This is a genomic window from Intrasporangium sp. Soil_C_50, assembly GCF_057656595.1.
This window is the reverse complement of the sequence record NZ_JBDGKB010000001.1, coordinates 1,317,342-1,336,269: the sequence shown is the minus strand read 5'-3', so window position 1 is coordinate 1,336,269 and position 18,928 is coordinate 1,317,342. Positions and strand designations below refer to the sequence as shown.

At 73.3% G+C, this 18,928-nt stretch carries 24 protein-coding genes; all 24 read left to right on the top strand.

Going from position 1 to position 18,928, the window contains the following annotated elements; translation table 11 throughout:
• The 24 genes from AC3A5R_RS06295 to fliQ all read left to right on the top strand — a co-directional run bounded on the left by AC3A5R_RS06295 (nt 1) and on the right by fliQ (nt 18,927).
• Complete coding sequence (locus tag AC3A5R_RS06295) at nt 1-837, top strand: flagellin N-terminal helical domain-containing protein (RefSeq protein WP_487619870.1); 837 nt, start codon at nt 1-3, stop codon at nt 835-837.
• Nucleotides 838-963: 126 nt separating this feature from the next.
• The gene (gene fliD / locus AC3A5R_RS06290) at nt 964-2,373 is read left to right on the top strand and encodes a flagellar filament capping protein FliD (RefSeq protein ID WP_487619869.1); all 1,410 of its coding nucleotides are present in this window, start codon (nt 964-966) and stop codon (nt 2,371-2,373) included.
• An 11-nt stretch (nt 2,374-2,384) separates the two neighbouring features.
• Nucleotides 2,385-2,894, top strand: coding sequence for a flagellar export chaperone FliS (fliS, locus tag AC3A5R_RS06285; RefSeq protein ID WP_487619868.1), 510 nt, complete (start codon nt 2,385-2,387; stop codon nt 2,892-2,894).
• Nucleotides 2,887-3,201: a hypothetical protein gene (locus AC3A5R_RS06280; protein WP_487619867.1), complete on the top strand. Its 315-nt coding sequence runs from the start codon at nt 2,887-2,889 to the stop codon at nt 3,199-3,201. The genes fliS and AC3A5R_RS06280 overlap by 8 nt, the downstream gene beginning before the upstream one ends.
• A 155-nt stretch (nt 3,202-3,356) precedes the next feature.
• Entirely contained in the window at nt 3,357-3,698 is a 342-nt protein-coding gene (gene flgB / locus AC3A5R_RS06275) for a flagellar basal body rod protein FlgB (protein ID WP_487619866.1), read from the top strand.
• On the top strand, nt 3,698-4,093 hold the full coding sequence (locus tag AC3A5R_RS06270) for a flagellar basal body rod protein FlgC (protein WP_487619865.1): 396 nt from the start codon (nt 3,698-3,700) through the stop codon (nt 4,091-4,093). Before flgB ends, AC3A5R_RS06270 begins: the two co-directional genes overlap by 1 nt.
• Nucleotides 4,090-4,398: a flagellar hook-basal body complex protein FliE gene (gene fliE, locus AC3A5R_RS06265; RefSeq protein ID WP_487619864.1), complete on the top strand. Its 309-nt coding sequence runs from the start codon at nt 4,090-4,092 to the stop codon at nt 4,396-4,398. The genes AC3A5R_RS06270 and fliE overlap by 4 nt, the downstream gene beginning before the upstream one ends.
• Complete coding sequence (fliF, locus tag AC3A5R_RS06260) at nt 4,398-6,011, top strand: flagellar basal-body MS-ring/collar protein FliF (protein WP_487619863.1); 1,614 nt, start codon at nt 4,398-4,400, stop codon at nt 6,009-6,011. The genes fliE and fliF overlap by 1 nt, the downstream gene beginning before the upstream one ends.
• Nucleotides 6,008-7,057: a flagellar motor switch protein FliG gene (fliG, locus tag AC3A5R_RS06255; protein ID WP_487619862.1), complete on the top strand. Its 1,050-nt coding sequence runs from the start codon at nt 6,008-6,010 to the stop codon at nt 7,055-7,057. The genes fliF and fliG overlap by 4 nt, the downstream gene beginning before the upstream one ends.
• Nucleotides 7,047-7,676, top strand: a complete 630-nt coding sequence (locus AC3A5R_RS06250) for a FliH/SctL family protein (protein WP_487619861.1) — start codon at nt 7,047-7,049, stop codon at nt 7,674-7,676. The genes fliG and AC3A5R_RS06250 overlap by 11 nt, the downstream gene beginning before the upstream one ends.
• Complete coding sequence (locus AC3A5R_RS06245; protein ID WP_487619860.1) at nt 7,673-8,980, top strand: FliI/YscN family ATPase; 1,308 nt, start codon at nt 7,673-7,675, stop codon at nt 8,978-8,980. The genes AC3A5R_RS06250 and AC3A5R_RS06245 overlap by 4 nt, the downstream gene beginning before the upstream one ends.
• Complete coding sequence (locus AC3A5R_RS06240; protein WP_487619859.1) at nt 8,977-9,414, top strand: flagellar FliJ family protein; 438 nt, start codon at nt 8,977-8,979, stop codon at nt 9,412-9,414. Before AC3A5R_RS06245 ends, AC3A5R_RS06240 begins: the two co-directional genes overlap by 4 nt.
• Nucleotides 9,411-10,493: a C40 family peptidase gene (locus AC3A5R_RS06235; protein WP_487619858.1), complete on the top strand. Its 1,083-nt coding sequence runs from the start codon at nt 9,411-9,413 to the stop codon at nt 10,491-10,493. The genes AC3A5R_RS06240 and AC3A5R_RS06235 overlap by 4 nt, the downstream gene beginning before the upstream one ends.
• 41 nt (nt 10,494-10,534) lie before the next feature.
• Complete coding sequence (locus AC3A5R_RS06230) at nt 10,535-11,851, top strand: flagellar hook-length control protein FliK (protein WP_487619857.1); 1,317 nt, start codon at nt 10,535-10,537, stop codon at nt 11,849-11,851.
• 15 nt (nt 11,852-11,866) lie between these two features.
• Nucleotides 11,867-12,292: a flagellar hook assembly protein FlgD gene (locus AC3A5R_RS06225; protein WP_487619856.1), complete on the top strand. Its 426-nt coding sequence runs from the start codon at nt 11,867-11,869 to the stop codon at nt 12,290-12,292.
• 44 nt (nt 12,293-12,336) lie between these two features.
• Nucleotides 12,337-13,512 (top strand): flagellar hook protein FlgE, encoded by a 1,176-nt coding sequence (locus AC3A5R_RS06220; RefSeq protein ID WP_487619855.1) that lies wholly within the window; start codon nt 12,337-12,339, stop codon nt 13,510-13,512.
• 76 nt (nt 13,513-13,588) lie between these two features.
• The gene (locus tag AC3A5R_RS06215) at nt 13,589-13,915 is read left to right on the top strand and encodes a flagellar FlbD family protein (protein WP_487619854.1); all 327 of its coding nucleotides are present in this window, start codon (nt 13,589-13,591) and stop codon (nt 13,913-13,915) included.
• 11 nt (nt 13,916-13,926) lie between these two features.
• The gene (locus AC3A5R_RS06210; protein ID WP_487619853.1) at nt 13,927-14,733 is read left to right on the top strand and encodes a motility protein A; all 807 of its coding nucleotides are present in this window, start codon (nt 13,927-13,929) and stop codon (nt 14,731-14,733) included.
• Complete coding sequence (locus AC3A5R_RS06205; protein WP_487619852.1) at nt 14,730-15,533, top strand: OmpA/MotB family protein; 804 nt, start codon at nt 14,730-14,732, stop codon at nt 15,531-15,533. Before AC3A5R_RS06210 ends, AC3A5R_RS06205 begins: the two co-directional genes overlap by 4 nt.
• Nucleotides 15,534-15,600: 67 nt before the next feature.
• Entirely contained in the window at nt 15,601-16,545 is a 945-nt protein-coding gene (locus tag AC3A5R_RS06200) for a flagellar motor switch protein FliM (protein ID WP_487620126.1), read from the top strand.
• Entirely contained in the window at nt 16,542-17,276 is a 735-nt protein-coding gene (gene fliN, locus AC3A5R_RS06195; RefSeq protein ID WP_487619851.1) for a flagellar motor switch protein FliN, read from the top strand. The genes AC3A5R_RS06200 and fliN overlap by 4 nt, the downstream gene beginning before the upstream one ends.
• A complete protein-coding gene (gene fliO / locus AC3A5R_RS06190) occupies nt 17,277-17,795 on the top strand; it encodes a flagellar biosynthetic protein FliO (RefSeq protein ID WP_487619850.1) in 519 nt (172 codons plus the stop codon). It begins immediately after the preceding gene.
• On the top strand, nt 17,792-18,658 hold the full coding sequence (gene fliP / locus AC3A5R_RS06185; RefSeq protein ID WP_487619849.1) for a flagellar type III secretion system pore protein FliP: 867 nt from the start codon (nt 17,792-17,794) through the stop codon (nt 18,656-18,658). Before fliO ends, fliP begins: the two co-directional genes overlap by 4 nt.
• The gene (gene fliQ / locus AC3A5R_RS06180; protein ID WP_323102050.1) at nt 18,655-18,927 is read left to right on the top strand and encodes a flagellar biosynthesis protein FliQ; all 273 of its coding nucleotides are present in this window, start codon (nt 18,655-18,657) and stop codon (nt 18,925-18,927) included. Before fliP ends, fliQ begins: the two co-directional genes overlap by 4 nt.
• Nucleotide 18,928: the final 1 nt, after the last annotated feature.

The window sequence follows — 18,928 nt, the reverse complement described above, 5'->3', positions numbered from 1 at the left end:
ATGGCTCTCACCGTCAACACCAACCTGTCGGCTCTCCAGGCCTACAACAACCTCTCCCGCACGTCCGCCAGCATGGCGAGCTCGATGGCCAAGCTCTCGAGCGGCCTGCGCATCAACACCGCGGCCGACGACGCCGCCGGCCTCACCATCTCCGAGGGCCTCAAGTCCCAGGTCAACGGCTACGGTGTCGCCGCCCGCAACGCGCAGGACGGCATCAACATGATCCAGACCGCCGACGGCGGCCTGGGCGAGGTCCACTCGATCCTGCAGCGCATGCGCGACCTCGCGGTCCAGGGCGCCAACGACTCGAACAACACCGACTCCCGCACGGCCATCAAGGCCGAGGCGGACGAGCTCGGCAAGGAGCTCGACCGCATCACCAACGGCACGAACTTCAACTCGATCGACCTGCTCAAGGGCGGCACGAAGGCCTTCCAGGTCGGCGCCGGTGGCACCGCCAACGACACGATCAGCGTGGACCTCGCCGACGTCGCCACCTCGGTGGGCACGCTGAGCGGTGCGGCCGGTGCGACGGGCTTCGACGTCACCGACAACGCGTCGTCGCAGACCACGATCAACAGCATCGACGCCGCCATCAAGGCGGTCTCGACCGACCGCGCCAACCTCGGTGCCGCGCAGAACCGCCTCAACCACGCGCTCAACATCGCGAACGTCTCGTCGCAGAACCTCGCGGCGTCGCAGTCGCACATCACCGACACCGACATGGCTCAGGAGATGGTCAACTACACGAAGACCAACATCCTGTCCCAGGCCGGCACGGCGATGCTCGCCCAGGCCAACCAGTCCGGCCAGGGCATCCTCAAGCTGCTCGGCTGAGCCGTTCAGTAACCGCACCGGGGCACAGCCGACGGCGGCCGGGGAACCCGACCCCGGCCGTCGTCGGCGTCCCGGCGCGCCAGCCAGGACATCGCCGACCACGTCGCCGGACGCAAGGAGCATCTCGTGGGAGTCTCGGTCAACGGCCTCGGCAGCGGGCTCGACATCACCTCGATCGTCAACTCGCTCATGAACGCCGAGGCGCTGCCGCAGCAGCAGCTGAAGCAGGCGCAGTCCCAGCAGCAGAGCCTCATGACCGTGCTGCGCACGCTCAACACCAAGGCGTCGGCGCTCGGCACGCTGGCGGCCAAGGTCGCCGCGCCGAACGCGCTCAACCTGCTCACCGCGACGTCGAGCACCACCGGCATCACCGCCACGGCGGCGACGACGGCGACCGCCGGGACCTTCGACCTCACGGTGACGCGGCTGGCCCGCACCCAGGTCGACGTGACGGCGGCGCTCGGCACGTGGCCCACCGACGCCGGCGGCGCCCCCACCCACCTGACGTTCACCGACGCGTCCGGCGCGACCACCGAGGTGACCCCTGCGAGCACGTCGCTCGACGACGTGGTGTCGGCGATCAACGCCTCCGGCGGGCCGGCCCGCGCGCTCAAGGTCAGCGCCGGCACCGACGGCAGCGGCGCCCCGCTCTACCGGCTGCAGCTGACCTCGACCCGCTCCGGTGCGGCCGGCGCGTTCAGCGCCTACGAGGGGACCCCGGCCGACGTCACGGCCGGCACGGCCACCGACCTCATGAGCCGCCCCGGTGCCGCCGTCGTGGCGCCGGCCCAGGACGCGTCGGCGCTGCTCTACGCCGGGACCGCGGCCGAGCAGGTCGTCACCTCGGCCACCAGCACCTTCGCCGACGTCGTGCCCGGCGTCTCCGTGACGGCCACGGCCGCCGGCGTCGGCACCGCCACGACCATCACCGTCAGCGGCGACAGCGCGGCCGTGGCGAAGCAGGCGAGCGATCTCGTCGCCTCCGTCAACGACCTGCTCGGCGCCATCGCGACGAACGCGAAGGTCACGACGACGTCCGGGTCCGCGGGCGTCTCGTCCGCCCAGGGCGGGCTGCTGACCGGCGACTCCACGGTGCGGGGCATCGCCTCGGCCATCACCGACGCCACCTACCGCCCGACGAGCAACGGCCGCTCGCCCTCGGAGATCGGCATCGTCATCCAGCGCGACGGCACGTTCACCTTCGACCAGGACAAGCTGACCGCGGCCCTCGCCGCGGACGCGTCCGGCACCCGCGCCGCGCTGACCGAGGTCGCCGGACGCGTCGCCACCGCCGCCAGGAACGCGTCGGCCCCCGTGAGTGGCTCGATCACGCAGCTCATCGCCGGGCGCCAGTCGGTCTCCGACGACCTGGGCAACCGGATCGCCGGCTGGGACCAGCGGCTCGCCGACCGCCGCACCCAGCTGCTCGCGGTCTACAACGCGATGGACACCGCGCTCGGCACGCTGAAGTCGCAGCAGTCCTGGCTCACGAGCCAGATCGCCGGCCTCCCGAGCTTCTCGCAGAACACCAAGTAAGGACACGACGCGTGACCAACGCAGCCAACGCGCGCCAGCAGTACGCCCGCGACGCCATCCTCTCGGCCAGCCCCGCTCGTCTCCTGACGATGCTCTACGACCGGCTGCTGCTCGACCTGCGCCGGGCCGAGGCCGCCCAGGAGGCCGCCGACTGGCAGACGGCGAACACCCAGCTGCTCCACGCGCAGGACATCGTGATGGAGCTGTCCTCGACCCTGCGCCCCGACGTGTGGGACGGCGCCGAGGGCCTGCGCGGCCTCTACGAGTACGTGCGCATGGCGCTCGTCAACGCGAACATCCACCGCGACGTCGCGCGCACCCGCGAAGCGATCACGCTGCTGACGCCGCTGCACGAGGCCTGGCACGCGGCCGCCGGGACGCTGCAGGACGCGACGTCGTCCCCGGTGTCCGGCTCCGCCGCACCCTCGGCGCCGGACGCGCCGCCCGCGGCTGCGGGCTCGGCAGGGTCCGCCTGGTCGTCCCCGACCGGTGGCGAGCGAACGGTGCACGCGGTTGGCTGAGAGCTGGGACGCCGTCCTCGACCGCCTCGAGGCCGACCTCGCCGCCGTCGAGCGGTCGTTGGCCGAGCGGGCGCCGACGGAGTCCGACGTCGCGTCGGCGCAGCTGCGCACGTGGGTGCCCCCCCGCGGCCTCGGCCCACTGCCCGAGCGGCTCATCGACCGAGCCCGCGAGCTGGCCGACGCGCAGGCGCGCGTCGCCGAGCGCCTCGACCTGCTCCACACGGCGACCGCCCACCAGCTGAGCGCACTTCGTGCTCTCCCGCCGGCGCCACCCCGGACGCCGGTCTTCGTCGACGTCCAGAGCTGACGTCCCGAGCTGACGTCCGGGCTCGTCCCGAACCCGCCGGAGGCCGGCACTAACGCGCCTCGCGGACCTGCCGATAGGGACCGTCGAGCACGGATTGCTCGCCGCGTCAGGCCACGGATCGGCCAATCCCCTTGCAAGCTTCCTGCAGGAGAACTGTGCTCGATTCCGTGACGTCCGCCGCGCTCACGAGTGCCCTCGACGGCCTCTCGCAACGCCAGCGCGCCATCGCCGACAACATCGCCAACGTCAACACGCCCGGCTACCACGCCCAGCGCGTCGCCTTCGAGGACGCGCTCGCGGCGTCCGTCCAGGCCGGCGACGGGAACGCGGCCGCCTCGACGTCGCAGTCGGCCGAGCCGACGCGCACGAACGGCAACAACGTCAACCTCGACACGGAGACGCTGTCGAACGTCGACACGGTGCTGCGCTTCCAGTTCGCGAGCCAGGCGATGAACGCGCAGTTCGCCGGCATCCGTGCGGCACTGAGGACGAGCTGATGACCTTCGACGCGATAGGCATCGCCGGCACCGCCCTGACGGTGCACCGCAAGTGGCTCGACGCCGTGGCCGACAACCTCGCCAACGTCAACAACGCCTCTCCGACGAGCGGACCGGCCTTCCAGGCACGCTACGTCGAGGCGCAGGCCGGCGCCGGCACGTCGGGTGTCTACGTCGCAGGCATCCGGGAGGGCGATGCCGCGGGCCGCCTCGTGTACGAGCCGGACAACCCGATCGCCGACGCCGAGGGCTACGTGCGCTACCCCGACATCGACATGAGCGAGCAGATGGGCTCGCTCATCATGGCCCAGCGCGGCTACCAGGCCAACGCCCAGGTCGTCGACCGCGCTCGGACCATGTACGAGTCGGCGCTGCAGATCGGCAGGTCCTCGTGAGCATCGCGCCCATCGGAGCCGTCGGACCGGTCGGGCCCGTTCTCGGGTCTGTCACGGCGACAACGGGATCCGCGCCCACGAGCGGCGGCGGCTTCGCCACGAGCCTCGCCGGCGCCGTCGACGACCTCCAGCAGCTGCAGTCGACCTCCAACCAGCTCGCCGTCCAGGCCGTCACCGGCAGCCTCGACGACATCCACTCCGCGACGATCGCGGCGACCCGTGCCCAGGTGACGCTCGAGGTCGCGGCGGCCTTGCGCAACAAGGGAGTCGACGCCTTCAACGAGATCATGAGGATGCAGGCCTGATGCCCCCGTTCCTGACGTCCGCGGCCCAGCGCTTCGGCACCACCGTCAAGGGTTTCACCGTCGGGCAGAAGACGGTGGCGGCCATCGGCCTGGCCGTCCTCGCCCTCGGCGCCGTCGCCCTGACGAGCTGGCTGACCAAGCCGAGCTACAGCCCGCTGTTCACCGGCCTCGCGAGCGCCGACGCGAGCGCCGTCGTCCAGCAGCTCGGCAAGGACGGCGTGCCCTACCAGCTCGCCGACGGCGGTTCGACGGTGCTCGTGCCGCAGGAGAGCGTCTACGACGAGCGGCTCAAGGCCGCGTCGGCGGGACTGCCCGCAGCACCGGCGTCGGGCTACTCGCTGCTCGACAAGATGGGCGTCACGTCCTCGGAGTTCCAGCAGAACGTCACGTACAAGCGGGCCATCGAGGGCGAGCTCGGCACGACGATCTCCCACCTCGAGGGCGTGCAGACCGCGTCGGTGCAGCTGGCGATCCCCGAGAAGACCGTGTTCACCTCGCAGCAGGGTGAGCCCACGGCGTCTGCGTTCGTGCAGACGCTGCCGGGCCAGACGCTGTCGGCCGACAAGGTCGACGCGATCGTGCACCTCACCTCGGCTGCCGTGCCCGAGCTCAAGGCGGCCAACGTGTCGGTCGTCGACGCGTCGGGCACCGTGCTCTCGGCCGTCGGCGCCGGCACCAACGGCTCGGGCTCGAAGCAGGCGAGCGAGTACCAGCAGCGCACCCAGGCCTCGGTGCAGGCCGTCCTCGACAAGGTGCTCGGCCCCGGCAACGCCACCGTCGCCGTGACGCCCGAGATCGACTCGAACTCCGCGCAGCAGACGTCCGAGACGTTCGCCGGGGTCAAGAACGTGCCGCCGCTCAGCCAGTCGACGACGACCGAGAAGTACCGGGGGACCGGCACCTCCCAGGGGTCCGGGGTGCTCGGTCCCGACAACATCGCGGTGCCCGGTGGCACCGGCGGCAACGGCTCGTACGACTCGACCAAGGACACCCGCGACAACGCGGTCAACAAGGTGACCGAGGAGCGCACCATCCCGGCGGGCGCCCTGAAGCGCCAGTCGGTCTCGGTCGCGATCAGCGCGGCCGCGGCCCGCAACCTCAACGTCCAGGACCTGCAGAACCTCGTGTCGGCCGCGGCCGGCGTCGACACCAACCGCGGCGACGTCCTGTCGCTGCAGGTGCTGCCCTTCAGCACGGCGGCCGCCGACCAGGCCAAGGCGGCTCTCGCCGCGCAGCAGGCCCAGGACGAGGCCCAGGCCGGCGCCCAGCTCATGACGACGCTCGTCTGGGCCGGGATGCTCCTGCTCATCGCCATCGCGGTGCTCGTGCTGTGGCTGCGCTCGCGCAAGCGGGCCGTCCGCGAGCCGGTCGACCTCGAGGGCGAGCTCGTCGCGGACGAGGTCCCGGCGATCGCAGGCCCCGAGGCGACGATGGTGCTGCCCGTCCTCAAGGCGAGCCACGACGTCGCCGCCGTTCCCGAGCTTCCCGGCCCGAGCGCGGACGTCCTCGACGCCGAGCGCCGCCGCGCCCAGGTCAACCGGCTCGGGTCGTCCGAGCCGCTCAAGACCGCCGAGCTGTTGCGCGGCCTCATGGACGAGCGGCAGCCGGTATGACCCTCGAGACCACGGTCCTGTCGTCACTGACGACGGCATCGCACCTGACCGGCACCCAGAAGGTCGCCATCGTCCTCATGCAGATGAGCCCCGAGAGCGCGGCAGCGGTCATGGGGCACTTCAGCGACTCCGAGGCCGAGGACATCGCCGCCGAGATCGTGCGCCTGAGCCGTGTCGACCCGGCGGTGTCCGAGGACGTCATCGCCGAGTTCCACGAGCTGGCCGTGTCGGGCCGCCGGACGACCCTGGGCGGGCGCGACTTCGCCGTCGGCCTGCTCGAGTCCTCGTTCGGGCCGAACCGTGCCGCCGGCGTCATGGACCGGCTCGCCTCGACGATGGCGGGCAAGTCCTACGACTTCCTCGAGAGCGTCGACCCCTCGCAGCTGCTCAGCCTCCTCGACGGCGAGCTGCCCGAGACGATCGCGCTCGTGCTGGCCCACCTGCGACCCGAGCAGGCCTCGCACGTCATCGCCGGGCTCGGCCCGGCTCGGGCCGCCGACGTGGCACACGCCGTCGCGACGATGGGCACGCCGACCCCGGAGGCGGTCCGGGTCGTCGCGGACAACCTGCGCTCCCGCACCGGAGCGGCCATCGCCGCCGGTCCGCGCCAGCAGCGGGCCCTCGGCGGCATCCAGCCGCTCGTCGACATCATCAACCGCTCCGACGCCGCCACCGAACGCGCCGTGCTCGACGCGCTGTCCGAGCGCGACCCGGTGCTCGCCGAGGAGGTCCGCAGCAAGATGCTGACCTTCGCCGACCTCGTCAAGCTCGAGCGCAAGGACGTCCAGCTCGTGCTGCGCGGCCTCGACGCCGCCGTGCTGGCACGCGCCATGAAGGGCGCCCCGCAGCCGGTGGTCGACACCATCACCGGGAACATCTCCGACCGCATCCGCGAGATCCTCGAGTCCGAGCTCGCGGCCCTCGGCCCGGTCCGTGCCTCCGAGGTGGAGGAGGCCCGCGCCGACATCGTCCGCTCGATCCGCGACCTCGAGGAGGCCGGCACCATCACGCTGCGCCGGGCCGAGGAGGACGACCTTGTCTACTGACACCTCGTTCGGCGGCGGAGCGGCCTACCCGACGCGTCCGACGCCGGAGGTCGTCGTCTTCCCGGCGGTCGACCTCATGGGGGAGACCGAGGGGTACACGCGCGGTCATGCCGCCGGGTACGCCGCCGGGCTGCGCCGCGCCGCCGACGAGGTGGCCGCCCGCGAGTCGGAGCTCGTGACGCGGCAAGCCGCGGCGGTGGCAGCCGAGCGGGCTCGCACCGACCGTGCCGTCGCCGTGCTCGACTCCGCGGCCCGGGCCCTCGAGCTGCGCACCGCGCCGGTGCTCGCCGACGCCGACGCGCAGCTCGTCGCCGCGGCACTCGCACTCGCCGAGACCATCGTCGGCAGCGAGCTGTCGGACGCTCCGCACGCGGCCCGCGCCGCCCTGGCCCGAGCGCTGTCGGAGCCTGACGCGTCCTCCGTCGTCGCGGTGCGGCTGCACCCGGACGACCTTGCGCTCGTGGGGGACTCGGTCGACGCGTCTCGGGTCGAGCTCGTCGTCGACGCCGGGCTCTCGCGTGGTGACGCCGTCGCCGTGTACCCGGAGGGCGAGCTCGACGCCCGCATCGGCTCGGCGCTCGCGCGCGCCCGCGCCACCGTGACGGGGGAACCGGCATGAGGGGGTTCGCCGACGTCCTCGACGCCGCCGCGCCCGAGCGCGTCGGGACCGTCACGGCCGTGCGGGGCCTCGCTCTCGAGGTGGCCGGGCTGCCGTGCGCGGTCGGCGACCACCTCGAGGTGGCCGCCGACGTCGGGTCCCCGACCCGCGCCGAGGTCGTCTCGTCCGCGCGCGGCACCCTGACCTGCATGCCGCTCGGGCCGCTCGCCGGCCTGCGCGTCGGCCAGCACGCCCGCGCCGTGCGCGGGGGGCCGCACGTGCCCACCGGCCCCGCGCTCCTCGGACGCGTGCTCGACGGCCTCGGGCGGCCCATCGACGGCAAGGGGCCCCTCATCGCCCCGACGGTGCGCTCGTCCGACCGGGCCCCCTCGCCGATGGAACGGGCCCGCATCGACACGCCGCTCGCCACCGGCGTCCGGGCGCTCGACACGCTCGTCACCCTGGGACGCGGCCAGCGCATCGGCCTGTTCGCCGGCTCGGGCGTCGGCAAGTCCTCGCTGCTGTCGATGATCGCGCGGGGGAGCGAGGCCGAGGTCTGCGTCATCGCCCTCGTCGGCGAGCGCGGTCGCGAGGTCCGTGAGTTCCTCGAGGACGACCTCGGCCCCGAGGGCCTGGCCCGTTCGGTCGTCGTCGTCGCGACCTCCGACGAGCCCGCGCTCGTGCGCCTGCGTGCCGCCGACACGGCGACGAGCATCGCCGAGTCGTTCCGCGCAGACGGCGCCCACGCACTGCTCATGATGGACTCCCTGACGCGAGTCGCCATGGCACAGAGGGAGATCGGCCTCTCTGCCGGCGAGCCGCCGGCCACTCGCGGTTACCCGCCGTCGGCCTTCGCCCTGCTCGCCCGCCTGCTCGAGCGTGCCGGGACGGCCCGGTCCGGCTCGGTCACCGGCATCTACACCGTCCTCGTCGACGGCGACGACCACAACGAGCCCGTCGCCGACACCGCCCGCTCGATCCTCGACGGCCACGTCGTCCTCGACCGCAAGCTCGCCGTCATGGGCCACTACCCGCCGATCGACGTGCTCGGCTCGATCTCGCGCGTCGCCTCGAAGGTCAACCCGCCCGAGCGCACCGCTGCCGCGACCGCCCTGCGTCGCGTCCTCGCGGCACGGAAGGCGGCCCAGGACCTCATCGACGTCGGTGCCTACACCCGCGGCGCCAACCCGCTCGTCGACGCCGCCCTCGACCAGGCGGCGCCGATCGAGGCCTTCCTCACCCAGCACCTCGACGACCGCACCGCGGCCGAGGACGCCTGGGCCGCCCTTGTCCGACTCACGACGACCCTCGGGGGGCCGCGATGACCCAACCGTTCTCGCTCGCCGGGCTGCTCCGGCTGCGCCGGCTCGAGGAGGACCAGGCCGCAGCGGTGTTCGGCGCCGCCGCGTCCCGGCACGCCGGCATCGCCGCGCGTACCGAACGCACACTCGCCGAGGTGGACCGCCTCCCGACCGATGTCGACAGCCTCGACGTCATGCACACCATCGCCGCGGGCCGCGCGTCCTCGGCAGCGATGCTCACCGAGCTGCGGGCCCTGAACGCCACAGCGGCAGCCGAGCGCGCCTCGGCCGAGCGCGACTTCGGGGCGGCCCGGGCCCGCACCCTCGGGCTGGAGAAGCTCGAGGCGCGGCACGCGTCGACCGTCCACGCCGCGGAGCTCGCCGCCGAGCAGGTCGTGCTCGACGAGCTGGGGTCGACCGCACGGCTTCGCAAGACGGACGAGGGGGGACCGGCATGAGCTTCACCGAGTCGCTGGGCCGGATCCAGCAGATCGAGTCGACGCTGACGCAGTTCGACCCGACGGCGGCTTCCCGCGCGGCGTCGGTCGCCGCCCGCACGGGCGCAGCGACCGGAGCGAGCGGCGCGGGTGGGTCGTTCGCCGACACCCTCGCGTCGGTGCTCGGCCCCGACGCCGCGCAGGGCCTGATGGGCGCGACGGACACGTCCGGCCCGTCCGGCGGTGTCACCGCCGAACAGGTCGTCGCCGCTGCCAAGCGCTATGTCGGGGTGCCCTACGTGTGGGGCGGCACCGACCCGAGCAAGGGCATGGACTGCTCCGGCTTCGTCCAGCGCGTGTACGGCGACGTCGGCATCGACCTGCCGCGGCTGGTCCGCGACCAGATGAAGCGCGGCACCGAGGTGCCTTCGCTCGCCGAGGCCCGGCCGGGCGACCTGCTCGTCAGCCACGGCCACGGCCACGTCGCGATCTACCTCGGTGACGGCAAGGCCATCGACGCTCCGATGCCGGGCAAGACGATCCAGGTGCGCGACGCGTGGGAGATGCACGGCAACCTCACGACGATCCGGCGCATCGTGCCTGAGCGCGCGGCGGTCCCGGCGGGCGTCGCGGCGAGCGGCCCCGGCACGGCGTCGCTCGACCCGACGCAGCGTCACTACGCGCAGGTCATCGTCGACGAGGTCAAGGCGCAGGGGCTGCCGGCGCAGGCTGCGGTCAACGCCATCTCGACCGCCCTGCAGGAGTCGTCGCTGCGGATGTACTGGAATCCCAAGGTCGCGGGCTCGCAGGCCCTCGCGCCCGACCGGTCGGCGCGCGGCGTCGACGGCTACTCGGTGGGCCTGTTCCAGCAGCAGGTCAACGGCTCGCGCTACTCGTGGGGCACCGTCACCGACGCCATGGACCCGCGCACCTCGACCCGGATGTTCCTCGACCGTCTGACGGCGCTGCCGGGCTGGCAGTCGATGCCGGTGTCCGCCGCCGACCAGGCCGTCCAGCGCTCGGCCCACCCCGACGCGTACGCCAAGTGGGAGGGCACCGCGCGCCAGATCGTCTCCGAGCTCTACGGATCGGGGGCCTGATGCCCGCCGTCGTGTCCTCCCGGTCGGGAACGACCGTGCCCGTGCCCGGGGCCACCCCGGCCGGGGCTCGCGGAGCGACCGCTGCCGCGCCCGGTGACTTCGTGACCACCCTGGCCTCGCTCCTCGCGCCCGTGACGACCGGGGCGACTACCACGGCGGGGAGCGCCGACCCGTTCGCCGCGCTGTCCACCGGCACGCCCGAAGCCGGCTCCGGTGCCGCGCGAGGGGTGCTCGTGTCCGACGACCAGGGCGGCACCGACGGCCCGGCTCGGGCCAGCGCGTCCGACGGCGACGCCATCGACCCGAACCAGTCGCTCGCGCAGCAGGTTCCGCTCAGCCTCATGCCCCTGCCGGCCACCGCTGCCATCGTCGCCGCTCCCGGGGCAGGAGACGGTCACGGTGCCGCCACGGCTACGGGCCCGACCGCCCCGCTCGCAGCCACCACCGCTCTCGTCGCCCAGGGTGGCGCGGCCGCCGCTGCGGCGACCCGGTCCGTGTCGTCGGCGGCCGCGGACGGCCGCGTGCCGGCGCCGGCTGCGACGGCCGTGCCAGGCCGCGCCCCAGCGGTGACGCCGGGCGCCGGGGCCATCCCGCCCGATGCGTCCGCGACGGCTGCCGTCGCTGCGTCCACCGCGCAGGCGCCCGATGGGTCGGCCGCTAGGACCGCGGAGTCGGCGGTGCAACCGGTTCGGTCGGCGGTCGTGCCGGTCCGCGGCGACGCGTCGTCGCCCGCAGCGCTGGTCGTCGCACAGCGTCCTGTGGCCCCCTCGCCCGGGACGTCCGACGGCCCGGACACCCCGGGCGCCCAGGCCGTCGCTGCCGTCGCCGCGCCGATGGCGCCGACGGCGACCGTCGTCACCGGCCCGGGCTCCCCAGCGGCGAGCGCGCCGGCCGCCACCCCACAGCCGTTCGCCGAGCAGCTGTCCCGGCCGGTCCTGCGCCTGGCCGCCGGCGGGCCGGGTGAGCACGTCCTCACGGTCCGGATCAGCCCCGAGCACCTCGGGCCGGTCACCGTACAGGCGCACATCGGCGCCGACGGCGTGCGCATCGAGCTGTTCAGCGCCACCGATGCCGGGCGCGCGGCCGTGAACGCCGCCCTGCCCGACCTGCGCCGCGACCTCGCCGGCACGGGTCTCGGCGCGAGCCTCGACCTGTCCCACCGCGGCGCCCCCGCGCACGACCCGCACACCGGGGAGGGACGTGGTGACCGCGGCGACGCCGGCGGGCAGGGCCGCGACGGCAGCCGGTCGGACACCCTGTCCCGGGTCTCCGCGGTGTCCGGGCTGGGCCACCACACCTCCGCCCCCGCCCCCTCCCAGCCGTCCCCAACCGTGGCCGTCCTCGACGTCCTCGCCTGAGAGAGAAGGAGACCCATGACCACCACCCCCATCGGTCCCGTCGGGTCCGTCGGCGGCTCGAGCATGACCTCGACCGCCCCCACCCGGGCCCCGAAGCAGACCATGGACTCGACGGTCTTCATGGACCTGCTCGTCACCCAGCTGAAGAACCAGGACCCGAGCTCGCCTATGGACACCAACGCCATGATCGGGCAGACGACCCAGCTGGCCGTCATGGAGAAGCTGAGCCAGATGGCCGCCGACAGCACGCAGGGCCTGCAGGCCCAGCAGCGCAGCGCGGCCGCCGCCCTGCTCGGCCGCACGGTCACCTACCTCGACGCCACCGGCGCCACGGCGACCGGCACGGCATCGGCCGTCTCCTTCGCCGGCGCCACCCCCACCGTCACCGTCGGCTCGGCGAGCATCCCCCTCGCCGCGATCACCGGGGTCGCCGGCTCCTGAGCCGGCCCCCGCACCAGACCACCCACCCCAGAAAGGCCGTCCCCATGCTTCGCTCGCTCTACTCCGGCATCTCGGGCCTGCGCGCCCACCAGACGATGCTCGACGTCACCGGCAACAACATCGCCAACGTCAACACCACCGGGTTCAAGGGCTCCTCGGCCCAGTTCCAGGACACCCTCTCGCAGCTCACCCAGGGCGCGTCCGGCCCGCAGGCCGCGACCGGCGGCACGAACCCCGCCCAGGTCGGCCTCGGCGTCCGCGTCGCCGCTGTCACGACGACCTTCACCCAGGGCTCGGCGCAGACCACGGGCAAGGCCACCGACATGATGATCTCGGGCGACGGCTTCTTCGTCACCAGCCGCGGGGGCCAGCAGTACTTCACCCGCGCCGGCTCCTTCGGCCTCGACGCCGCGGGCCACCTCGTCGGGCCCGACGGCGGCATCCTGCAGGGCTGGATGGCCGACGCGAACGGCCGGGTCAACACCGGGGCGCCCACCACCGGACTCGTCCTGTCGCCCACCGCGATGATCCCCGCGCGCGCCACCACCGGCGTCGAGGTCGCGGGCAACCTGCCCTCCGACGCCGCCACGGGCACCGCGCTCCAGCGCGACATCCAGGTCTTCGACGGGGGCGGCGCGGCGCGCACGCTGTCGCTGGCCTTCACCAGGACGGCCGGCGGCTGGAACGTCGCCGCGACCGACGCCTCAGGAGCGACCGGCAGCGGCTCGCTCGCCTTCACCGACGGCAAGCAGACGACGCCGGGGTCGGTCAGCGTCGGCGGCATCACCGTCGACCTCGGCACCGTCACCGGCTACGCGGGCAGCACCACCGTGGCCGCCACCGGCCAGAACGGCTGGGAGGCAGGCACGCTCGAGGCGTTCAGCGTCGGCGCGGACGGCTCGCTCGTCGGCTCGTTCAGCAACGGCATCCGCCAGTCCGTCGGTCAGGTGGCCCTGGCCCGGTTCACCAACCCGGCCGGCCTCGAGAAGGCCGGTCAGTCCTCGTACTCGGCCACGGCGAACTCCGGCAACGCGCAGGTCGGGCAGGCGGGCGACTCCGGCTTCGGCTCGCTCGTCGGTGGCGCGCTCGAGATGAGCAACGTCGACCTGTCGCAGGAGTTCACCAACCTCATCGTGGCCCAGCGCGGCTTCCAGGCGAACGCCCGCATCATCACGACCTCGGACCAGGTGCTCCAGGAGCTCGTCGACCTGAAGCGCTGACCTTACGGTCGGCCGCTCCCTGCCGATAGAGGGGGGCGGAGGCACGAGCGCCCCGCCCCCCGACAGGAACGGCCCCATGATCGCAGTCACCCGCCTGAACGGGTCACGCTTCGCGGTGAACCCCGACCTCATCGAGCGTGTCCAGGAGAACCCGGACACGACCCTCGTCATGGTCGGCGGCGCCACGTACGTCGTGCGCGAGAGCCTGCCCGAGGTCATCACGCTCATCGCCGAGTTCCGCGCGCTCGTCATCGCCACGGCCCACTCGTTCACGCCGGGGGAGGGGCCGCGCCTCAGCGTCCTCCGGGGAGAGGGCGACTCGCTCGCCGCCGCGGAGGCGGCCAGCGCCGCCGGCGCGGCCGCGGCAGCCGCACCCACTCCGATCCGACCCACCGAGCGATAAGGAGCGCAGCGATGGACCCCTCACTCGTCATCGGACTCGTCCTCGCGTTCGGCTCCGTCTTCGCCGTCGTCACCCTCGAGGGTGCGCACATCGGGTCCCTGTTCCTGCCTCCGCCGATGATCCTCGTCTTCGGCGCGACCATCGCCGTCGGCATCGCCGGCAACACCCTCAAGGACAGCCTGCGCGCCTTCAAGGCCGTGCCCAAGGCCTTCACCGGCAAGGCGCCCGCGCCCCAGGAGAGCATCGAGCAGATCATCCGGCTCGCCGAGAAGGCCCGCGCCGAGGGCCTGCTCGCCCTCGAGGCCGAGGCCTCCGAGACCAAGGACCCGTTCCTGTCCCAGGCCCTGCAGAACGTCGCCGACGGCACCGACCCCGAAGAGCTGCGGATCCTCATGGAGGACCAGATCGGCACCCGGGCCCGCTCCGACCACTCCGACTCGAAGTTCTTCGCGGCGCTCGGCGGGTACGCGCCGACGATGGGCATCGTCGGCACCGTCGTGTCGCTGACCCACGTGCTCGAGAACCTGTCCAACCCCGACGAGCTCGGCCCGATGATCGCCAGCGCCTTCGTCGCGACCCTGTGGGGCCTGCTGTCGGCCAACTTCGTCTGGCTGCCGCTGTCGGCCCGCATCGCGCGCCTGTCCGAGCTCGAGATCGAGCGGATGACGCTCGTCATGGAGGGGGTGCTCGCCGTCCAGAGCGGCGCCCAGCCGCTGCTGCTCGCCGACCGCCTGCGCGCCATGGTGCCCGAGCGCGGCAAGCCGGACGCCAAGGGCGGCAAGGACGCCAAGGACGCCAAGGCGAAGGCGGCGGCGTGAGCCGCCGGCGCTCGACGCGCAAGCCGCCGGAGAAGTTCCACGTCGACGAGCGGTGGGCCGTGTCCTACATGGACATGATCACCGTGCTCTTCTGCCTCTTCGTCGTGCTCTACGCGATGTCGACCGTCGACCAGAACCGGTTCGAGAAGCTGCGCAACTCCCTCGCCACGGGGTTCGGCACGAAGATCAGCCAGCGCATCGACACCGCGAGCGGCACCGTCGTGCCGCCGTCGGTGGCCAAGAAGGACTCGGAGGGCTTCGCCGACCTCGCGCTCGCGACCAAGGACGTCAACCGGTTCACGGCGATCCAGAAGGAGATGACCCGGCGCCTCACCGCCCAGGGCCTGCAGAAGGACGTCCAGTTCCACATCGACCAGCGCGGTCTCACGGTGCGCCTCGTCGGGTCGCAGACCTTCTTCAGCCCGGACAGCTCGATGCTGACCGCGCGGGCCAACCGCATCCTCGACGCCATCACGCCGGTCATCGTGCCGACGCGTCTGCAGGTGTCGGTCGAGGGGCACGCGGCCGCTCTGCGCACGTCCTACCCGTCGGTGTGGGAGCTGTCGGCCGAGCGGGCCACGAAGGTGCTGCGTGCCATGGTCGAGCGCGACCGCCTGCCGGGCTCACGCATCGGGGCCACGGGCTTCGGCTCGTCGCGCCCGGCCAGCACGGGCAGGACCGACGCGGACTACCGCCAGAACCGACGCGTCGACGTCGTCGTGCTCTCCGACCAGCCCGAGAGCGTACGGGCCCTCATCCCCGAGGCGCTCAAGGCCCGCGCCGCCCAGGCGCGCTCGTAGCGGCCCCGCGTCGCTCGACCCCGCTCTTAACACAGGGCGGCACCTGCCGATAGTGCCGGGCGTGACCATGCACGCCGTCGGGGCGACCGCGCAGCGCACGGCGGAGCCCTACGACTTCCGCCGCCCCACCACCCTCGCGCGCGAGCACAGCCGGATCCTCGAGGCCGCCTTCGACTCCTTCGCGCGCCAGTGGGGCACCCAGCTGACCGCCAAGGTCCGCACCAAGTCGAGCGCCACGACCGAGTCGGTCATCGTGCAGACCTACGACGAGTACGTCGCGTCGCTGCCGACCGTCACGTGCATGGTCCGCTGCGTCGTGGGCGACACCACGGCCAAGATGGTTGTGCAGTTCCCGACGCCGGTCGCGCTCGGCTGGGTGGCCCGGATGCTCGGCGGCAGCTCGGACAAGGCCGGCCTCGAGCGCAAGCTGACGCCCATCGAGCACGCCCTCGTCAAGGCGGTCGTCGAGGAGTCGCTCGACGTCCTCGCCTACGCGCTCGGCCCGCTGCTGCCCGCCGAGGCGCGCGTCGAGTCGATCCAGTACAACTCGCAGTTCGCCCAGGCCGCAGCCCCCTCCGACCTCATGGTCGTCGTGACGTGCGGCGTCCAGGTGGGCGAGACGACCTCGCCCGTCACCTTCGCGATCCCGGCCGACACGCTCCTGCCGCAGCTCGGCGCGGTCAACCCCGTGGCGAGCACCGAGAACGCGGCCGAGCTCACCCGCGAGCAGGTCGCCCAGGTGCCGGTCGAGGTGACGGTGCGGCTCGCGTCGGTCGCCGTGACGCCCGAGCAGGTGCTGGCGCTCGCGGTCGGGGACACCCTGCCCCTGCCGCACCACGCGCGCGAGCCGTTCCACGTCACCGTCGAGGGCCAGGAACTCGCGCGCGCCATGGTCGTGCGCTCCGGGTCGCGGGCGGCCGCCCAGATCGTGTCGCTCGTGCCGACGCCGGCCGGCCCGGCCCACCCCACCACCCCCGACGCCTCCGCCCCCACCCAGGAGTACCGCCCGTGAGCACCGCAACCCTCGCCTCCGCCGCCGAGCACCTCGTGGCCTCCCTGCCCGTCCCCGGCCTGCGCGTCCTCGGGCAGGTCGGCCCGGACGCCGTCACGGGCCCCGCCGACGCGGCCGTCGTGGCGGCCTCGCTCGTCGGTCCGCACCCGGCCGACCTCGTGCTCGTCGCGCTCGACACCCGGTTCGTCGCCGAGGCGGGCGGCGGCCCCGCTGCGTCGGCCACCGTCGTGCTGCGCCCCGCGTTCGAGCGCGCGGCCGCAGCGCTCGGTGACGGCGTGCTGTCCGAGCTCGTCGACGGCGACCCGAGCGGTCTGCTGTCCGACCCGGAGGGCGCTGCGTTCTTCGAGATCACCGACGGCGCAGCGCCGTTCGGCTGGCTCGCCGTCCGACGCGCCCCCGGCGGGCCCGCGCCAGTCGCGTCGGTGCCCTCAGTGGCGTCGTCCTTCTCCGCGTCCGCCGTGGGCCCGACCGGCGCCTTCGACGGGCGCCTGCGCCGCATCCAGGACGTCGAGATGGCCCTGACCGTCGAGATCGGCCGGACCCGGATGAGCGTCCGTGACGCGCTGTCGCTCGAGCCGGGTGCGGTCGTCGAGCTCGACCGGTCCGCCGGCGCACCGGTCGACGTCCTGCTCAACGGTCGCCGGATCGCCCTCGGCGAGGTCGTCGTCGTCGACCAGGACTACGCCGTGCGCATCTCCCGCATCCTCGACACCGCCGAGGGCCGGCCCTGAATGGAACCGCTCGTCCTGGGCCTGCGGGTCCTCGTCTCGCTCGCCGCGGTCTTCGGCCTCATGTGGCTGCTGCACCGTCGGCTTCGGGCCGGTGCCCCCGGCCTGCGGGCCAAGGCGCTCAGCGTCGTCGCGCGCCAGACGGTCGGGCCCAAGGCGTCCGTCGTGCTCGTCGACACCGACGGCAAGCGGTTCCTCCTCGGCGTGACCGAGCACGGCATCAGCGTCCTGCACACGGCCGACGTGCCCGAGCCGGTCGTGCCCGCAGCGGCGGTGCCGGCCGTGGGTCCAGGTGCTGACGCCGACCCCGATCCCGACCACGACGCCGTCCCGGGTGACTCGCTGCCGGCGACGGTCACGCGCCGCTCGGTCAAGCACGCGGCCTCCTTCGAGGCCGAGCTGCGACGCCAGCGGGCCCAGTCCGCAGGCGGGCCCGGTCGGCCCGCGCGGGCCGGGTCGATCCTCGAGCCGGCCACGTGGCGCCTCGCCGCCGAGGCGCTGCGGTCCGGTCGACGCCCGTGACGACGCCGGTGCTCGCGCTGCCGCGCCCGTCCCACCGCACCCGTCGCGTCCTCGCGCTGGCGCTGGCGGTCCTCGTCGTCGCCGCCGCACTGCTCGTCGTCGCGGCCTCGGCCGGCCACGCGGCGACGCTGCCGCACCTGCCGGCCCCGGCCCCGACGCCGACCCCCACGCCCGGTGTCGGCTCCGGCATCGAGCTGAAGATCAACGCCCCCGACAACGCGCCGTCCTCGTCGGTCGTGACGCTCCTCGGGATCACCCTGCTGTCGGTGGCCCCGGCGCTGCTGCTCATGATGACCTCGTTCACGAAGATCTTCGTCGTCCTCGCGATGACGCGGAACGCGCTCGGCCTCGCCTCGGTGCCGCCGAACCAGGTGCTCGCCGGCCTGACGCTGTTCCTGTCCCTCTTCATCATGTGGCCGGTGCTGACGCACGTGAACACCCTTGCGGTGCAGCCCTACCTGCACGGCCACCTCGACTTCGGGGCCGCGCTCACCGCGGGCGCCAAGCCGCTGGCGAGCTTCATGCTGGCCCACACGCGTCAGGAGGACATCGCCCTCATGACGCGGGCCGCCGGCATCGAGAACCCGGCCTCGCCGGCCGCCACCCCGCTGCAGACGCTCATCCCGGCGTTCATGATCTCCGAGCTGCGGGCCGCGTTCATCATCGGCTTCGTCATCTTCATCCCGTTCCTCGTCATCGACCTCGTCGTGTCCTCGGCCCTGATGTCGATGGGCATGATGATGCTGCCGCCGGTCATGGTGTCGCTGCCGTTCAAGGTGCTGCTCTTCATCCTCGTCGACGGCTGGGGCCTCATCATCACCGCGCTCGTGCAGAGCTACGCCGGCGGCGGGGGACCGACGTGAACGCCGCCGCCGTCCTCGACATCTGCGTCCAGGCCCTCGCCGCAGCGGCCAAGCTGTCGGCCCCGGTGCTCATCACCTCGCTCGTCGTCGGGCTCGCGGTGTCGCTCGTGCAGTCGATCACCCAGCTGCAGGAGGTCACGCTCTCGTTCGTGCCCAAGGCCGTCGCCGTCGCCATCGCCCTCGCGGTCTCGGGGCAGTGGATGATCGCCGAGATGGTGTCGTTCACCAACGACCTCTTCGCTCGGCTGCCCAGCCTCCTCGGGACGTGAC

Excerpts from the sequence above, each read along its gene's own strand:
- AC3A5R_RS06295 (WP_487619870.1), top strand. The coding sequence starts at position 1 with ATGGCTCTCACCGTCAACACCAACCTGTCGGCTCTCCAGGCCTACAAC.
- AC3A5R_RS06270 (WP_487619865.1), top strand. The coding sequence starts at position 3,698 with ATGACCTTCGACGCGATAGGCATCGCCGGCACCGCCCTGACGGTGCAC.
- fliF (WP_487619863.1), top strand. The coding sequence starts at position 4,398 with ATGCCCCCGTTCCTGACGTCCGCGGCCCAGCGCTTCGGCACCACCGTC.
- fliG (WP_487619862.1), top strand. The coding sequence starts at position 6,008 with ATGACCCTCGAGACCACGGTCCTGTCGTCACTGACGACGGCATCGCAC.
- AC3A5R_RS06245 (WP_487619860.1), top strand. The coding sequence starts at position 7,673 with ATGAGGGGGTTCGCCGACGTCCTCGACGCCGCCGCGCCCGAGCGCGTC.
- AC3A5R_RS06240 (WP_487619859.1), top strand. The coding sequence starts at position 8,977 with ATGACCCAACCGTTCTCGCTCGCCGGGCTGCTCCGGCTGCGCCGGCTC.
- AC3A5R_RS06235 (WP_487619858.1), top strand. The coding sequence starts at position 9,411 with ATGAGCTTCACCGAGTCGCTGGGCCGGATCCAGCAGATCGAGTCGACG.
- AC3A5R_RS06225 (WP_487619856.1), top strand. The coding sequence starts at position 11,867 with ATGACCACCACCCCCATCGGTCCCGTCGGGTCCGTCGGCGGCTCGAGC.
- AC3A5R_RS06220 (WP_487619855.1), top strand. The coding sequence starts at position 12,337 with ATGCTTCGCTCGCTCTACTCCGGCATCTCGGGCCTGCGCGCCCACCAG.
- AC3A5R_RS06215 (WP_487619854.1), top strand. The coding sequence starts at position 13,589 with ATGATCGCAGTCACCCGCCTGAACGGGTCACGCTTCGCGGTGAACCCC.
- AC3A5R_RS06210 (WP_487619853.1), top strand. The coding sequence starts at position 13,927 with ATGGACCCCTCACTCGTCATCGGACTCGTCCTCGCGTTCGGCTCCGTC.
- AC3A5R_RS06200 (WP_487620126.1), top strand. The coding sequence starts at position 15,601 with ATGCACGCCGTCGGGGCGACCGCGCAGCGCACGGCGGAGCCCTACGAC.
- fliO (WP_487619850.1), top strand. The coding sequence starts at position 17,277 with ATGGAACCGCTCGTCCTGGGCCTGCGGGTCCTCGTCTCGCTCGCCGCG.